The sequence below is a fragment of the Vagococcus changpingensis genome (assembly GCF_058211775.1).
The window spans coordinates 346,519-362,488 of the sequence record NZ_JBYVZB010000002.1; the positions used below are offsets into that span (position 1 = coordinate 346,519).

The following is a 15,970-nucleotide window of genomic DNA, read 5'->3' on the forward strand; positions in this document are numbered from 1 at the left end:
TCTTTTTGAGTTTATTCCCAAGTAAGAACGCCTTTAATATCATTTACTTTTATTTTTAAATAAGCATGTTCTTTTAATGGTTTATCTTTGTAAGCATCAAATTCAAGTTCTTTTTCCGTTCCTTTATCGTCAAAACTAGCAAGATTATAAGCATAGATTGAACCCTGTTTAATCTCTCTATCATCTAGTGCCTCTTTAGTCTTAGAAGGTTCTTTCGTAACTTTTGTATAATAGTATGTACCACCTTGGTACTTGTGGTAAAGAGACATTGGTGTTGCAATACAGGCGATTAAAATAAGTGCTAATATTATTTTTTTGTAGTAGGTCATGATAAATCCCCCTCTCTTCAAACATTAGTATAGATAAAAATGTTATAACATTAATGATTACACATAACATGGAAGATGCTATAAAATATGGAAATCGCTTAGTCATGTTACATGAAGGGAAAATTGTCGTGGATATCAATCAAAAAGAAAGAGAAGGGTTGAAGGTCCAAGACTTAATGGATTTATTTCAAAAAAATAGTGGAAAATCATTGACAGATGATGCACTGATATTATCTTAATGTCTTATTTAAAAAACTCAAATCAAATTGATTTGAGTTTTTTTGTTCGTGAAATTTTTATTTTAATATTTGTGATTAAAGTTCTTTTATAAGCATTTTAATCAAATTTAATCTTGTGAAAACATTATAAAAAGGGTTTATTTAATGTTAAAAATATCACAAATAGATTGTGTAAACGTTATTTTATGATATAGTAGTTACTAAGGTAGCTACTAAAAAAGAGGTTGAAAAAATTATGGAAACAATAATACAAATAATGAAAAAATATCATTTTTCTGAGATGGAGACATTAGTGTACACCACACTGTTGGAACAAGATAAGCTAACAGGTTATGAAATAAGTAAACAATCTGGTGTACCACGCTCAAAAGTGTATAACATTTTAGAAAAGTTATTGAAAAAAAATTTAGTTATTGTGAATAAATCAGAACCAAAGTTGTATCGAGCGATATCTTCAGATGAATTTATTGAACGCTTAGAAAAGGATGTCAAACAGGATTTAGCTGTTTTGGATAAGCAATTAGGCGAGATAAAAGAAGCTGAAGAAGAAGAGTTATTATGGAAAATTGAAGGGTATTCTCATGTTTTGGAAAAAGTTGAGCATTTAATCAAGCACTCTAAAAAAAGTTTGTTGGTTCAAATATGGAAACAAGATATCAGTAACGAGCTATTATTTTTATTACAAGAAGCTGAGAAACGATTAGACGAGTGTGTGGTGATTCTATTTGATACAGAACATCATTATAATCTGCCATTAAATCATTATTATCAACATGGGTTTGAAGAAGAAAAATTAAAAGACTTTGGATCTAGGTGGATTAACATTGTTCGAGATGAAAAAGAAGTGGTGTTTGGTACATTATCAGAAGAAACAAGTCAAACAGACGTCACGTGGACAAAAAATAATGCGATGGTTAGTTTATCAAAAGAATACATTAAACATGATGCTTATACATTGAAAATTATTGAAGAATTGCCTCAAGAATTGCGTAGTAAATATGGTCACGAGTTTGAAAAAGTGCGTTCAATATTTAAGGGGGAATAGTTATGGTCAGAACAGTTTTATTAACATTAATTATATTAGTCAATGGATTTTTCGCTTTTACTTTTGTGAAAGATTTAATGAGTCATAAAGAAGAATTTAAAGAAGAAAAAGCGAATGTAAAATGGTTGCCTTTTACATCATTTATCATGTTTTTCCTATCAACATTTGGTATTTCAGATTTTGCAATAGGAACCGTTCTTTATCCAAAATTAGGTTGGGTAAATATGAAAAAATTACCAGGAACATTAAACACACAATGTGTTATACCTGTAGCAGCAATGGCATTATCATATATTTCAGGGGTAAATGTTGGGATTAAAACATTAGCCATTTGTATTGTGGCACAAGTTATTGGTGCTTATATTGGACCAAAATTTGTTGTAAAATTACCTGAAGATACCATAAAAAAATTCGTTGGTGTTGGGTTAATTATTGCCGCATTCTTAATTTTTGCGGGACAAGTTAATTGGATTCAATCAAATGGGACAGCAACAGAGTTATATGGTGGTAAACTAGTCCTAGCAGCGTTTTTATTATTTGTATATGGGGCATTAAATAATATTGGGATTGGGTCATATGCTTTGACAATGGTTACAGTTTACTTATTAGGAATGGATCCAATTGCCGCTTTCCCAATTATGATGGGAGCGTGTACCTTCTCAGTGCCAATCGGAAGTGTTCAATTCATTAAATTTGGTGAATATAGCCGTAAAATCACATTATTTACGTCAATATTTGGTGTTCTAGGGGTATTGGTAGCAGTCTTTTTAGTGAAATCACTAAATACTTATATGTTGAAATGGGTTGTTATCTTTGTTCTTTTATATAGCTCATATTCAATGTTAGCAGCACAACTTAAAAAAGGATCACAAACAGCTTAAGGGGGAAAAGAGTATGTTATTTTTGAAAAAAGAAGATATTGAAAAATGTTTTGATATGAGAGCGGCAATGGATGCATCACTAGAGGCATTAAAAATTTATTCAGAAGGTCGGGCAAGTATTCCGTTACGAACAAATATTCCAGTACCAAAAGCAGAGGGACAAAGTCTTTATATGCCTGGTTATGTTGAATGTGACAGTGGAAAAGATGCATTAGGTGTTAAAATTGTGTCGGTTTACCCAAAAAATATTGAAAAAAATATCCCAAGTGTTCCAGCGACAATGGTCGTTCTTGATGCGGAAACAGGGATTGTGAATGCGATGCTTGATGGCACTTATTTAACACAATTAAGAACAGGGGCTGTGCAAGGAGCTGCAACAGAACTTTTGGCGAGAAAAGATGCAAAAATAGGGGCACTGATTGGAACAGGTGGACAAGCTGAAAGTCAATTATGGGCGATGTTGACAGCAAGAGACTTAACAGAAGTACGTATCTTTGATATTGATTTTGAAAGAGCCTCTGTATTTGCAAAAGAAATGGCAGAAAAATTTAAGGTTACAATGATTCCAACTCAAACAGCACAAGAATGCGTTGAGGGTGCTGACATCATTACAAGCGTAACAACATCTAAACGTCCGACATTCTCTAGTGAGTGGGTGAAAAAAGGAGCTCATATAAATGGAGTGGGAGCATACACACATGATATGTGCGAAATTCCACGAGAAATCATTAAAGAATCTGACTTAATTATCTTTGATACAATGGACGGTGTGTTACAAGAAGCAGGCGACTTTATGCAACCACTAGAAGATGGCTATCTATCAAAAGATAAATATGCTGGTGAATTAGGAGAGCTTGGTTTAGGTAAATTAACTGGTAGAGAACATGATGAAGACATTACTATTTTCAAAACAGTTGGTTCAGCTGTACTAGATGTATACGTGGCGCAAAAGATGGTTGAACAAGCGAAAGAAAAAAATATTGGTTTAACTGTATAAGAATAAAAAATCAATCACTTATGTGGTTGATTTTTTTATTAGACAAAAATAGTTATAAAACAATCATATTTATTTATTATTTAAATGTTTAAATGAAAAGAATAAATAAGTAGAGGTGATTAAATGAAAAAACTAAGCAAAGCCATATTTATTGTAGGATTAGTAATAGTGATTGTTGCCATTTTTTTGCTTTTAAATATAATTTATTTCAAAATCCGGTCATCTTGAAAAAATTTGTTCATCGATTTGGCTTTTTTGGTCCAGTTATCTTTATTTTAATTCAAATCATTCAACCAATTGTGCCGATTATTCCTGGTGGGGTAAGTGATGTTGCTGGGATTTTATCTTTTGGTCCTGTTCTTGGTGTATTGTATGCTTCAGCTGGATTAGTAATAGGAGAAATCATATTATTCTTACTTGTGCGTAAATATGGTAGAAAATTTGTTTTATCAATCACATCAGATAAAAATATGCCCCGTTTAGAAAGGCTAGTTGATGTCGGAAATAAACACACTATTTGGATGTTAATTATTGTGTTTCTGATGCCATTTGGTCCAGATGATTTAGCGTGTCTAGCTTCTGGGTTTACAAAGATATCTTTAAAAGATTATATTAAAACGATTATATTATTAAAACCAATTTCTGTAGCTATTCATTGTTATTTATTGCTAGATGTTTTTAAAATGGTGAAAATAAACTAATAGTGCTAGTAATTTAGATAAAACATGTTACACTGATAAAGCTAAAATAAAGAAAATAGGCGAGTGGCTTATTTATGAAGGATGTTAACATGGTAAAAAATAAATTTAATCTATTTGGTATTGATGAGTCGATAATTGAGGCATTAGATGTTTTAGGTTATACAACCCCCACAGAAGTTCAGAAAGAAGTGGTACCATTACTTCTTGAAAAAAAAGATATGGTGGTACAATCTCAAACAGGTAGTGGGAAGACAGCCGCTTTTGGTATTCCTGTTTGTGATACAGTAGAGTGGGAAGAACGATACCCTCAAGTGTTAATTCTAACGCCAACTAGAGAATTGGCGACACAAATTCAAGAGGAATTATTTAATATAGGTCGTTATAAGCGATTAAAAGTCGTGAGTTTATTTGGAAAAAGTTCTTTTCAAATGCAGGTTAAACAATTGAAACAACGAACACATATTGTAGTTGCAACACCTGGTCGGTTGTATGACCATATCATGCAAAAAACAATCAACCTAAGTAAAATCAATCAAGTGATTATAGATGAAGCAGATGAAATGTTTGCGATGGGATTTATCGAGCAATTAGATCAAATCATGCCGAGATTACCTAAAAAAAGAAATACGGCGCTATTCTCTGCTACAATGCCAGATGCGGTGAAACGATTATCTAAAAAGTACCTACATAATCCAGTATATGTTGAAATAAAAAAAACGGATGACCAGAAGAAACGTATTTCACAATACTATCAATGGACAGCTGATGATGAAAAAAATGCGCAGTTTAAAGATACATTGATTGTTGAGAATCCTGAGACAAGTATTATTTTTTGTAATACAAAGGTTATGGTTGAAGAGTTAACGAAGCAACTAAAAAATCTAGGTGTTAATTGTGAGATGTTACATGGTGGGATGGAGCAACGAGATCGAACACGTGTGATAAAAGATTACAAACGTGGATACATTCATTGTTTAGTCGCAACAGATGTCGCAGCTAGAGGGATTGACGTATCAGACATTAAGCTAGTTGTGAATTATGATATTCCTGATAAAGTTGAAACCTATACGCATCGAATCGGCCGTACAGCTCGTTTTGAAAAAAGTGGGAAAGCTATATCATTTGTCAATTCGAAAGATAAATCCTCTTTTAAAGCGATTTTGGCTAAACAAGGCGATAGTCTTGAAGAAATGCGTTGTCCCAATCAAGAGTTAGTAAAAGAGATGAAACGTCCATTTTTAGATAGACAATTAGAATCTCCAAAATTACGTAAAGAAAAAGGGTTGTCTTTTAATGAAGACATTATGAAAATTCATATTAATGCAGGGAAAAAGCAAAAAATGCGTGCCGGTGATATTGTTGGAGCCTTATGTCAAATTGATGGTATGACTGCAGATGATATTGGTGTGATCGATTTATTAGATATTTCAACTTTTGTCGACATTTTAAATGGTAAAGGTGATTTGGTATTAAAAACACTTCAAACAAAACCAATTAAAGGACGTTTGAGAAAAGTAAACAAATCAAACGTTACAAAGTATGAGCAAGATTTACAAAAATATCAACGCTAAAAAAGAGTTCTTTTAAGAGAGCTCTTTTCTTTTTTCGAATGTTTATAGAAAGAAGGGTGTGATGATTGAATGGTTTTATCAAGCTTATTGTTTTTCTTAGGGGCATCTTTGGCTTCTTTTTTTGTATTAGTGGGTGAGAGAGTATCTAAACAGGAATCCATTGTCCTACCTAGGTCTCATTGTTCTTATTGCCAACATGAGTTAAGGTGGTCTGAATTAGTTCCAGTGTTTTCTTATTGTTTCTTGAAAGGTCGCTGTTTATATTGCTTTAATCATATTGGTCATGCTAGTACATTGTGGGAATTATTTTCAGGTCTTTTATTTATGTTATTATATAGTTTAGAGGTAAACACATTACAAGGTGTTTTATTCTGTCTAGTTTGGTTTATCTTACTATCAAGGTTGAATCAGACAGATTATTAAAAAAACTCTCTATGAAAAAATCTATTATAAATAGTAAAAAAGTATTTGATTGGATGATTTTTTTCTAAATTTACAGTATACTATCATAGGATAAACTAAGGAGAGTAAAATAAATGGCTCAATTATTTTTTAAATATGGTGCGATGAATAGTGGGAAAACGATTGAAATTTTAAAGGTTGCTCACAACTATGAAGAACAAAATAAACCAGTCGTTTTGATGACCAGTGGATTGGATACAAGAGATGAGATTGGTGTTATATCCAGTCGCATTGGATTACGACGAGAGGCTATTCCGATTTTCCATGAAACCAATGTTTATGATATAGTAAAAAAGATGACTGATAAACCATACTGTATCCTAGTAGATGAGTCTCAATTTTTAGAACAAGCTCATGTGGTTCAATTTGCTAAAATTGTGGATGAATTAGATATTCCAGTAATGGCATTTGGACTTAAAAATGATTTTAAAAATGAGTTGTTTGAGGGCTCTAAGTATTTATTATTATACGCAGATAAAATAGAAGAATTAAAAACAATTTGTTGGTTTTGTCATAAAAAAGCCACAATGAATCTAAGAATGGATAACAATAAACCTGTTTATACAGGTGAACAAATTCAAATAGGTGGCAATGAAGCTTATTACCCAGTTTGTCGTAAGCATTATGTGAATCCGCCGTTGTCAAATCGAAAGGATGAAGAAAATGTTTGATCAATTACAATCAATCGAAGACCGTTATGAAGAATTAGCGGAGTTATTAAGTGACCCAGATGTCGTCAGTGACACGAAACGCTTCATGGAGCTATCTAAAGAAGAAGCAGGAACACGTGAAACAGTAGAAGTTTACCGTCGTTATAAAGAAGTGATAGAAGGAATTTCGGATACAGAAGAATTATTAGGTGAGAAACTTGATGATGAGATGCAAGAAATGGCAAAAGAAGAGTTGTCAGAGTTAAAAACAGAAAAAGAAGAATTAGAAGAACGGATTAAGATTCTTTTATTACCAAAAGACCCTAATGATGATAAAAATATCATTTTAGAAATTCGTGGCGCTGCTGGTGGAGATGAAGCGGCATTATTTGCAGGTGATTTGTTTGAAATGTATCAAAGTTACTCTCAAAATCAAGGTTGGACATTTGAGGTGATGGACGCTAATATCACTGATATTGGTGGTTACAAAGAAGTGACTGTGATGATTACTGGTAATAGTGTTTTTTCTAAGTTAAAATACGAAAGTGGTGCACATCGTGTACAACGTGTCCCATCAACTGAATCACAAGGTCGAGTGCATACATCAACGGCAACAGTTGTTGTGTTACCAGAAGCAGAAGAAGTTGAATTAGATTTAGAAGATAAAGACATTCGTGTGGATATTTATCATGCAAGTGGAGCTGGTGGACAGCACGTTAATAAGACTGCCTCTGCTGTGCGTTTGACACATATCCCAACAGGCATTGTTGTTGCGATGCAGGATGAGCGTTCTCAGTTAAAAAACAGAGAAAAAGCAATGAAGGTATTACGTGCTAGAGTGTATGACCAATTACAACAAGAAAGTCGTAGTGAGTATGATGCAAATCGTAAATCGGCTGTTGGTACAGGGGATCGCTCTGAACGTATTCGCACTTATAATTTTCCACAAAATCGTGTCACTGATCACCGAATTGGCTTAACGATTCAAAAATTAGATCAAATCTTAGCAGGAAAATTAGACGAAATTGTAGATGCTTTAATTATTTATGATCAAACAGCTCAATTGGAGAAATTAAATGGATAAGCCTATTACATATTTTGAAGTCCTGAAATGGGCTTCTTCTTTTTTAGAAGCACATGATAAAGACGCTTCAATTGCTGAATATTTATTACTTGAGTATAATCAATGGACAAAAACAGACTTGTTGTTACATTTTAAAAAAGATGTTCCCCAAGATTTATTGGACAGATTATCAAATGATTTAGAAAAGGTCAGTCAAGATTACCCACCCCAATATTTGATTGGCTCATGTGAATTTTATGGTGAACGCTTTTTAGTGTCAGAAGACACCTTAATTCCAAGACCAGAAACAGAAGAACTGGTAGAATATTGTTTAACAGAAAATGATTTTCAAAACAAAGTTGTGGTGGATGTTGGAACAGGAACAGGTATTATTGCCATTAGTTTGAAAAAGAACAGACCTAATTGGACGGTTAGGGCGATTGATTTATCACCCGAAGCATTGGAAATAGCACAAAAAAATGCCAAATATTTAGAAACTGACATTGAGTTTTATGAAGGAAATACCCTTGAACCAGTAGCAAATCAGATGTTTGATATTATATTATCTAATCCACCTTATATTAGTGTTGATGAATGGGAAGAAATGGATGAATCAGTAAGAAATTATGAACCAAAATTAGCGTTATTTGCTAACGATAACGGGTTGGCTATTTATGAAAAACTAGCAAAAGAAGCAACGCAATTATTAACAAGTGATGGAAAGATTTATTTAGAGATAGGATATAAACAAGGAAGTAGCGTAGCACAGATATTTCAAGAGTATTTCCCTAATAAAATAGTAGAAATTGTAAAAGATATGTCAGGACATGACCGAATCGTTAAAGTTTACTAAAAGGAAGTGTAAAGATGGGTACAACAGTATATCATCATGATGAAATAAAAGAAGCAGCAAAAATTATTAAGCAAGGGGGACTCATCTCATTTCCAACTGAAACCGTTTATGGATTGGGAGCAGACGCAACCAATACAGAAGCGGTGAAAAAAGTCTATCTAGCTAAGGGACGTCCCAGTGATAACCCTTTGATTGTTCATGTGAATTCAAAAGAGATGGTAGAAGAATATGTTGATACTATTCCTGATAAAGCTTTACAGTTGATGAAGATATTCTGGCCAGGACCATTAACGCTTATTTTTAATTTAGCACAGAACAATAATTTATCAACCAGTGTAACAGCTAATTTAAATACAGCTGCTTTTAGAATGCCTAATAACTTTGTCACACTGGAATTGATTCGTCAGTCAGCTACACCACTAGTTGGTCCAAGTGCTAATACATCAGGTAAACCAAGTCCAACTACTGCCATTCACGTATTGAATGATTTAAGCGGAAAGATTGAAGGGATACTAGATGACGGTGAATGTGAGGTTGGGATAGAATCGACTGTGTTAGATATGAGCAATCCTAACATGCCGACTATTTTAAGACCAGGAGCGATTACAAAAGAAGAGATTGAAGAAGTTATTGGTGAAATAGCGATAGATACACACTTAATTGATGAACACAACGCCCCAAAATCGCCAGGTATGAAATACAAACATTATTCTCCTGACACACCAGTGGTAATGATAGATAGTGAATTAGATAATTGGGAAGAAGCGGTTGAATATTACCAACAATTAAATAAAACAGTTGCTATTTTATCTAATAAAGAAATAGTGAGTCGTTTAGTGGATTATTCGGTATTTGCTCATTATATACTATCAGACAAAAAAGATGTTAAATCTGCTATGCATCATTTGTTTGGTGGATTAAGGGCCCTCGATGCTGAATTATTAGGATATAATGGTGTAATTTTAGCAGAAGGGTATCCTGAAGTAAGCCAAAATATGGGTTATATGAATCGACTAAAAAAAGCAGCAAATCAAACATTTTTTAGAAAATAATAGTAATCATAAAGAAATATGGTACAATAGTATAAAAAATCGGGAGTGTGTTTGCATATGGATTATAAAAAAGAAGATGCTGTTTTGTGGGATGCTATAGCGAATGAAAAACAAAGACAACAAGAAACAATAGAGCTAATTGCTTCAGAAAATTTTGTATCTGAGGCTGTTATGGCAGCCCAAGGAAGTGTATTAACAAATAAATATGCAGAAGGATATCCTGGACGCAGATATTATGGTGGATGCGAATTTATTGATGTGGTAGAAAATTTAGCGATTGATCGTGCGAAAGATTTATTTCAAGCTGATTTTGCTAATGTTCAGGCTCATTCAGGTTCACAAGCTAACACTGCAGCCTACTTGTCTTTAGTTGAAGATGGGGATACTATTATGGGAATGGACCTAACAGCAGGAGGGCATTTAACGCATGGCTCTCCAGTAAACTTTAGTGGTAAAACATATAACTTTGTGTCATATGGTGTAGATCCAGTGACAGAAGTTATCGACTATGAAGTGGTGAGAATTTTAGCAAGAAAACATCAACCAAAACTGATTGTAGCTGGAGCAAGTGCATACTCTAGAGACATTGATTTCAAGAAATTTAGAGAAATAGCAGATAGTGTTGGAGCTAAATTAATGGTTGATATGGCTCATATTGCTGGACTTGTTGCAACAGGTCTCCATCAAAATCCAGTTCCGTATGCAGATATTGTGACATCAACGACTCATAAAACATTAAGAGGTCCTAGAGGTGGCCTTATTTTAACTAACTCTCCAGAATTAGCTAAAAAGATAAATAGTGCTATTTTCCCAGGTATTCAAGGGGGTCCATTAGAGCATGTTATAGCAGGAAAAGCTGCGGCATTTAGAGAAGCGCTATTACCAGAATTTAAAGATTATAGTAAACAAGTATTAGCAAATGCTAAGGCTATGGCTCGTGTAATCAATCAAACACCAGGAGCTCGTTTAATTAGTGGGGATACAGATAATCATTTATTATTAATAGATGTGACAGGGTTTGAGTTAACTGGTAAAGAAGCAGAAGCTATTTTAGATAGTGTACATATTACAGTTAATAAAAATACCATTCCATTTGAGAGCCAAAGTCCATTTGTAACAAGTGGTATCCGTATTGGGACACCCGCAATTACAACACGTGGATTTAAAGAAGAAGATGCTAAAAAAGTAGCTGAATTAATTGTTGAAGCACTAACTTATCATGGAGAAGAAAGTGTGTTAGAGAAAGTAAGAAAAGAAGTAGCAGAATTATTAAAGAGCCACCCACTTTATAAATAAAATTTTTAGGGAATTGACTAGTCAATTCCCTTTTTTTCGGCTACAATAGATAAGAATAAAATTTAAAAGGAGAATCGCATTATGGGAAAATTTCAAGTGATAGATCATCCGTTAATCCAACACAAGTTAACAATTATCAGAGAAAAAAATTGTGGAACAAAGGTTTTCAGAGAAGTTGTTGATGAGATTGCTATGTTAATGGCTTATGAGGTATCTCGTGATATGCCATTAGAAGACATTGAAATTGAAACACCAATGGGAACGTCAGTACAAAAAACGTTAACTGGTAAGAAAGTAGCGATTATCCCAATCTTAAGAGCAGGTATTGGAATGGTTGATGGTATGTTAGAATTAATACCAGCAGCTAAAGTTGGACATGTGGGTTTGTATCGTGACCATGATACTTTAGAACCAGTTGAATATTTTGTTAAATTACCAGCAGATATTGCTGAAAGACAATTATTTGTTGTAGACCCAATGTTAGCAACAGGTGGCTCAGCTATTATGGCAATTGATTTATTAAAACGTCGTGGCGCAACAAATATTAAATTTGTTTGTTTAGTAGCTGCTCCTGAAGGTGTCAAAGCTCTTCAAGAAGCTCATCCAGATGTTGATATCTATACTGCCGGTTTAGATGAAAAATTAAATGAAGAAGGTTACATTGTTCCTGGTTTAGGGGATGCTGGTGACCGTTTATTTGGTACAAAATAATAAGATTTAAAAGAGATCAGACTACATATTCTGGTCTTTTTTTTGTGAAAAAATCTCTTTTTCCAATTGTCAATAGGACAAACCTATTAAAATAACTATTAGATTCCATAATATTCCATAATATTCTGTAATTTATAATCGGTTACCAATCATTATAAATTAAACTTATATTTTGCGAGAATATAATAAAATAAATATAAGAGAGAAGGTTATGGAAAATATTTGTATTAACTTAACTATTATCAACGTATTGTTATTCAATTAATCATTGTGATAACTATTGGCTCAGTATTAGGAATACTTTGGCTTAAAACACTTCATTTATGGCCTTTTGGAGGAAATCATTTAGGATTAGAGCATCCTATGCTAGGTATTCTAGGTGGTCAATTCGTTTATATGATGCCAATGCTATTTATGAATACTTTCTTTGATAAATGGCCAATGTCGTATTATAAAGAGAAATAATAGTTTAAAACCGTCAGACAGAAGGTTTTTTTCTTTGAGTAAAATTTAAAAAATGGTTACATCAATTAGTTATGATGTAACCATTTTTTTAGAAGGCTTTAGCTAATTCTTTTGTGTTTTCAATAATAGATGCCAAGATGTCATCAGATTTGTCTGGTTGATAGTCTAATCCCTCAATGATAATAGAATCTGTTTCTTCTACGCCAACAAAGTTAAAGATTTCTTTGACATATTTAGAGGAAGTATCTTCACCAGAGTGAATGCCCCCACTTGCTTGAATATGCAACATCTTTTTCCCTGGAACCAAGGGGATTTTACCAGTTTCAGTGTATTTAAACGTCTTGCCTGCAACAACGATGGTATCAATCCATGCTTTTAATTTAGTTGGAATATTTAAATTCCATAAAGGATTAGCTACGATAATTTTATCTGAATTCAGAAATTGTTCTGTCAATTCAGAAAAACGTTCAATTTTTTTGGCTTGTTCTTCCGTAATTTCTTTTCCTTCTCTTAAATTAGTCCAACCAGTTAAGATATCTTTATCAATTTCTGGTATGAAATCATCATAAACATCAACAAATTCAACCATATCTGTTGGGTGACTTTCTTTGTAAGATGTCAAAAAGGCATCTAATACTTTAAGGGTACGAGAATCATCTGTTGTTAAGGGGTGTGCTTTAATAACTAATACATGTGACATATAATTTCCTCAATTTATTTATATTTTACTTATTATTTATCAGTAAATATAAATATATAGTATTTTTTGAGAAATAGCAAAGTTTTTTTATTTGTGCTATAAACAAACAATTTATCATGTATTATTTTTAATAATAGAGTCCTTAAGAAAAAGTGATTTGAAATCGTTAACAATAACAGGTACTATTAACTTTATTAAAAGTAATATGAAGGAAAGAGGAATATTGCGATGTTAATTAATGAGTTATTAGGAATAAAATACCCAATTATTCAAGGAGCAATGGCCAAAATATCGACATCAGAATTAGTTAGTGCCGTATCAGAAGCAGGAGGACTTGGTGTTATTGCTTCTGGTGGTATGACAACGGAACAAGTAAGAGAAGAAGTCCGAAAAACGCAAAAACTAACAGATAAGCCATTTGCGGTTAATGTGATGTTGATGATGGAAAACCGAGATGACATTATTGATGTAGTGATTGAAGAAGGGGTTAAAATTATTACCTCAGGTGCAGGAACACCAAAACCATATATGAAACGTTTAAAAGAAGCAGGCGTTATTGTCATACCTGTTGTTCCAAATGTTGACATTGCCTTAAAGATGGAAAAATTAGGAGCGGATGCTGTGATTGTCGAAGGGATGGAAGCAGGAGGACATATTGGAGAAGTTTGTACATTTCCACTAGTGTCTGCGGCAACACAAGCGTTGAGTATTCCAGTTGTGGCTGCAGGAGGATTATCGAATGGCCAGTCATTAGCTGCAGCGTTAGCATTAGGTGCAAAGGGAGTCCAAATGGGAACAGTTTATCTAGCAACAAAAGAGTGCCCAGTCTCAGATGCGTATAAAGAACAAATCCTTTTATCTAATGAAGCATCAACCGTTGTGACAGGTCGAAAAAATGGGGCCCCTGTAAGAAACATCCGCAACGAGATGACAAGTCACTATTTAGAATTAGAGGATAAGGAAGTATCAAGAGATGAATTAGAAGCTTTAACCATAGGCTCCTTGTATAAAGCTGTTAAAGAAGGTGACATGGTGAATGGTTCGGTGATGGCTGGACAAATTATTGGGACAATTTCGACAATAAAAACAGTTCAAGAATTACATGATGACATTCTAGAGCAGTATAGAAAAGTATCACTGCCTAAAATATAGATAGAAAGGACGACTTACGTGAGTCGTCTTTTTTGTTTTGTGTATAATAAATGGTCAAAAGGTATTTTAAATAATAATTGAAAGTACAGATATTAGAAAGTAGATTAGCACCTATTGAGTGACTAATAATAAAGGTTTTAAAATGGTGATATTATTTTGATGTAAATTATGAATCGAATTTAAACAAATGATGTATCTTTCTTTGTGTTAATGTAGGGAGAAACCAAAATAATTGTTACGTCATAAAATCGTTCCAATAATCATAAATATTCAGAAAAGTAAAAAAACACATGATGCGTATTGTTTTAATAGTTAACTGATAGGTTGAACTTCTTTTTTAAGGCAGTGTTCTGTTTTTTTATTTTTTATTTGTTATACTTTAAAAGAAGGGGTGGGCAAATGTTATCACTAGATTATTACTTAAATTCAGGGACAACAACTGTTTCAAATTTATTGTTTAAATATTATAAAAAAATTGGTATGACGGACTCTGAATTGGTGTTTTATTTACAATTATTACAATGTAGTCAAAAAGGAAATGATTTTCCAACAATGGATATCATGTCACAATATATGGGCATAACAAATGAAATAGGCTATCAAATGGTTCAACAATTAATGACAAAAGGCGTTTTATCTATTGAAACGAGTCGTAATGAATTTGGCAAAACAGAAGATCGCTATGATTTAACGTTAGTCTATGAAAAGATAGAAAATGTTATGAATCAAGAAGCAGTTCAGACAACAGAAAAAATTCAAGAAGATAAAAAAGTAAATTTATTTAATAAGTTTGAACAAGAATTTGGTAGATCTTTATCACCAATTGAAATGGAGACTATCCAACAGTGGCTAAATGAGGATAAATATTCCGTTGAGTTAATTGAATTAGCTCTTCGTGAAGCCATACTAAATCAAGCTTATAGTTTAAAGTATATGGACCGAATTTTATTAAATTGGGAAAGAAAAAATTTGCATTCTAAACAAGCAATACAAAAGGATCAAAAACAGCGTTTAAAAGAAATAGATGAAAAAAAACTGACAACGACTGATGAGAAACTGCCAGAAATACCGATGTATAATTGGCTAAATCCACATGATAAATAGGAGAAGATATGTTATCTAAAAAAAGAACGATAGAAGCCATTGATTTGATGAAAGAACTCTATCCAAATGCTAAAGGGGAATTAAATCATGATACCCCATTTCAGTACTTGATTGCAGTGATATTAAGTGCTCAAGCAACAGATGTGTCAGTAAATAAAGCGACACCTTTTTTATTTGAGGCATACCCAACAGCAAAAGATTTAGCTAAAGCACCACTAGAAGATGTGATGAGGCGTATTAGAACAATTGGACTTTATAAGACAAAAGCTAAAAATATTATTAAAACATCTCAGATGTTAGTTGATAAATTTGATGGAGAAGTTCCTCGTACAAAGAAGGAATTAATGAGTTTACCCGGAGTAGGGAGAAAGACAGCCAATGTGGTGGCTGGAGATATATTTAATGTTCCTTCTATAGCAGTTGACACGCATGTCGAACGAGTTAGTAAACGGTTAAGAATTTGTAAGCAGTCTGCCACAGTTGATGAAGTGGAAGAAACATTGATGAAAAAAGTACCCGAAGAACGTTGGATAGATACTCATCATACGATGATTCTATTTGGTCGTTACCACTGTACAGCTAGAAAACCAAAATGTGAAGGATGTTTGTTATTAGATTTATGTGCTGAAGGACAAAAAAATATGAAAAAATAAAAATACCTTATAATGATTTTACTTGTAAAATCATTATAAGGTATTT

17 protein-coding genes and 1 pseudogene are annotated in these 15,970 nt (G+C 33.0%); 16 read left to right on the forward strand and 2 right to left on the reverse strand.

Going from position 1 to position 15,970, the window contains the following annotated elements; all coding sequences use genetic code 11:
* Positions 1-11 precede the first annotated feature (11 nt).
* Positions 12-329: a YxeA family protein gene (locus AC37UB_RS06135; protein ID WP_117972681.1), complete on the reverse strand. Its 318-nt coding sequence runs from the start codon at positions 327-329 to the stop codon at positions 12-14.
* A gap of 44 nt (positions 330-373) precedes the next feature.
* Here AC37UB_RS06135 and AC37UB_RS06140 point away from each other — a divergent pair.
* The 13 genes and pseudogenes from AC37UB_RS06140 to upp form a co-directional block, all read left to right on the forward strand.
* Positions 374-568: pseudogene (locus AC37UB_RS06140) on the forward strand (ABC transporter ATP-binding protein); the annotation flags it as partial.
* 235 nt (positions 569-803) lie between these two features.
* The gene (locus AC37UB_RS06145; protein ID WP_117972682.1) at positions 804-1,613 is read left to right on the forward strand and encodes a TrmB family transcriptional regulator; all 810 of its coding nucleotides are present in this window, start codon (positions 804-806) and stop codon (positions 1,611-1,613) included.
* A 2-nt stretch (positions 1,614-1,615) separates the two neighbouring features.
* Positions 1,616-2,494, forward strand: a complete 879-nt coding sequence (locus tag AC37UB_RS06150; protein ID WP_117972683.1) for a sulfite exporter TauE/SafE family protein — start codon at positions 1,616-1,618, stop codon at positions 2,492-2,494.
* A 13-nt stretch (positions 2,495-2,507) separates the two neighbouring features.
* Positions 2,508-3,491, forward strand: a complete 984-nt coding sequence (locus AC37UB_RS06155) for an ornithine cyclodeaminase family protein (RefSeq protein WP_117972684.1) — start codon at positions 2,508-2,510, stop codon at positions 3,489-3,491.
* 224 nt (positions 3,492-3,715) lie between these two features.
* On the forward strand, positions 3,716-4,192 hold the full coding sequence (locus AC37UB_RS06160) for a TVP38/TMEM64 family protein (RefSeq protein WP_158559387.1): 477 nt from the start codon (positions 3,716-3,718) through the stop codon (positions 4,190-4,192).
* An 89-nt stretch (positions 4,193-4,281) separates the two neighbouring features.
* Entirely contained in the window at positions 4,282-5,763 is a 1,482-nt protein-coding gene (locus tag AC37UB_RS06165; RefSeq protein WP_117972686.1) for a DEAD/DEAH box helicase, read from the forward strand.
* Between the two features lie 69 nt (positions 5,764-5,832).
* Positions 5,833-6,186, forward strand: a complete 354-nt coding sequence (locus tag AC37UB_RS06170; protein WP_117972687.1) for a prepilin peptidase — start codon at positions 5,833-5,835, stop codon at positions 6,184-6,186.
* A 113-nt stretch (positions 6,187-6,299) separates the two neighbouring features.
* Positions 6,300-6,896, forward strand: coding sequence for a thymidine kinase (locus AC37UB_RS06175; RefSeq protein ID WP_117972688.1), 597 nt, complete (start codon positions 6,300-6,302; stop codon positions 6,894-6,896).
* Entirely contained in the window at positions 6,889-7,959 is a 1,071-nt protein-coding gene (gene prfA / locus AC37UB_RS06180; RefSeq protein WP_117972689.1) for a peptide chain release factor 1, read from the forward strand. The genes AC37UB_RS06175 and prfA overlap by 8 nt, the downstream gene beginning before the upstream one ends.
* Positions 7,952-8,791 carry a peptide chain release factor N(5)-glutamine methyltransferase gene (prmC, locus tag AC37UB_RS06185; protein ID WP_490685454.1) on the forward strand — a complete coding sequence of 280 codons (840 nt, stop codon included), beginning with the start codon at positions 7,952-7,954 and terminating at the stop codon, positions 8,789-8,791. The genes prfA and prmC overlap by 8 nt, the downstream gene beginning before the upstream one ends.
* Before the next feature lie 14 nt (positions 8,792-8,805).
* On the forward strand, positions 8,806-9,843 hold the full coding sequence (locus tag AC37UB_RS06190) for an L-threonylcarbamoyladenylate synthase (protein ID WP_117972691.1): 1,038 nt from the start codon (positions 8,806-8,808) through the stop codon (positions 9,841-9,843).
* Positions 9,844-9,900: 57 nt separating this feature from the next.
* Positions 9,901-11,139 carry a serine hydroxymethyltransferase gene (glyA, locus tag AC37UB_RS06195; protein ID WP_117972692.1) on the forward strand — a complete coding sequence of 413 codons (1,239 nt, stop codon included), beginning with the start codon at positions 9,901-9,903 and terminating at the stop codon, positions 11,137-11,139.
* 81 nt (positions 11,140-11,220) lie between these two features.
* A complete protein-coding gene (gene upp, locus AC37UB_RS06200) occupies positions 11,221-11,850 on the forward strand; it encodes a uracil phosphoribosyltransferase (protein ID WP_117972693.1) in 630 nt (209 codons plus the stop codon).
* A gap of 553 nt (positions 11,851-12,403) precedes the next feature.
* On the opposite strand, the gene AC37UB_RS06205 is transcribed toward upp, so the two are convergent.
* Positions 12,404-13,015, reverse strand: a complete 612-nt coding sequence (locus tag AC37UB_RS06205; RefSeq protein ID WP_117972694.1) for an FMN-dependent NADH-azoreductase — start codon at positions 13,013-13,015, stop codon at positions 12,404-12,406.
* Between the two features lie 228 nt (positions 13,016-13,243).
* Between AC37UB_RS06205 and AC37UB_RS06210 the strand changes: the two genes are divergently transcribed.
* The 3 genes from AC37UB_RS06210 to nth all read left to right on the forward strand — a co-directional run bounded on the left by AC37UB_RS06210 (position 13,244) and on the right by nth (position 15,924).
* Entirely contained in the window at positions 13,244-14,167 is a 924-nt protein-coding gene (locus AC37UB_RS06210; protein ID WP_117972695.1) for a nitronate monooxygenase, read from the forward strand.
* A 399-nt stretch (positions 14,168-14,566) separates the two neighbouring features.
* On the forward strand, positions 14,567-15,271 hold the full coding sequence (locus AC37UB_RS06215; protein WP_117972696.1) for a DnaD domain-containing protein: 705 nt from the start codon (positions 14,567-14,569) through the stop codon (positions 15,269-15,271).
* 8 nt (positions 15,272-15,279) lie between these two features.
* The gene (nth, locus tag AC37UB_RS06220; protein WP_117972697.1) at positions 15,280-15,924 is read left to right on the forward strand and encodes an endonuclease III; all 645 of its coding nucleotides are present in this window, start codon (positions 15,280-15,282) and stop codon (positions 15,922-15,924) included.
* The last annotated feature ends 46 nt before the right edge of the window (positions 15,925-15,970 follow it).

Coding starts and splice junctions, on each gene's coding strand:
- AC37UB_RS06215 (WP_117972696.1), top strand. CDS start 14,567: ATGTTATCACTAGATTATTACTTAAATTCAGGGACAACAACTGTTTCA.
- AC37UB_RS06190 (WP_117972691.1), top strand. CDS start 8,806: ATGGGTACAACAGTATATCATCATGATGAAATAAAAGAAGCAGCAAAA.
- AC37UB_RS06170 (WP_117972687.1), top strand. CDS start 5,833: ATGGTTTTATCAAGCTTATTGTTTTTCTTAGGGGCATCTTTGGCTTCT.
- AC37UB_RS06135 (WP_117972681.1), bottom strand. CDS start 329: ATGACCTACTACAAAAAAATAATATTAGCACTTATTTTAATCGCCTGT.
- prmC (WP_490685454.1), top strand. CDS start 7,952: ATGGATAAGCCTATTACATATTTTGAAGTCCTGAAATGGGCTTCTTCT.
- glyA (WP_117972692.1), top strand. CDS start 9,901: ATGGATTATAAAAAAGAAGATGCTGTTTTGTGGGATGCTATAGCGAAT.
- AC37UB_RS06165 (WP_117972686.1), top strand. CDS start 4,282: ATGGTAAAAAATAAATTTAATCTATTTGGTATTGATGAGTCGATAATT.
- nth (WP_117972697.1), top strand. CDS start 15,280: ATGTTATCTAAAAAAAGAACGATAGAAGCCATTGATTTGATGAAAGAA.
- AC37UB_RS06205 (WP_117972694.1), bottom strand. CDS start 13,015: ATGTCACATGTATTAGTTATTAAAGCACACCCCTTAACAACAGATGAT.
- prfA (WP_117972689.1), top strand. CDS start 6,889: ATGTTTGATCAATTACAATCAATCGAAGACCGTTATGAAGAATTAGCG.
- AC37UB_RS06145 (WP_117972682.1), top strand. CDS start 804: ATGGAAACAATAATACAAATAATGAAAAAATATCATTTTTCTGAGATG.
- AC37UB_RS06210 (WP_117972695.1), top strand. CDS start 13,244: ATGTTAATTAATGAGTTATTAGGAATAAAATACCCAATTATTCAAGGA.
- AC37UB_RS06155 (WP_117972684.1), top strand. CDS start 2,508: ATGTTATTTTTGAAAAAAGAAGATATTGAAAAATGTTTTGATATGAGA.
- AC37UB_RS06150 (WP_117972683.1), top strand. CDS start 1,616: ATGGTCAGAACAGTTTTATTAACATTAATTATATTAGTCAATGGATTT.
- AC37UB_RS06175 (WP_117972688.1), top strand. CDS start 6,300: ATGGCTCAATTATTTTTTAAATATGGTGCGATGAATAGTGGGAAAACG.
- upp (WP_117972693.1), top strand. CDS start 11,221: ATGGGAAAATTTCAAGTGATAGATCATCCGTTAATCCAACACAAGTTA.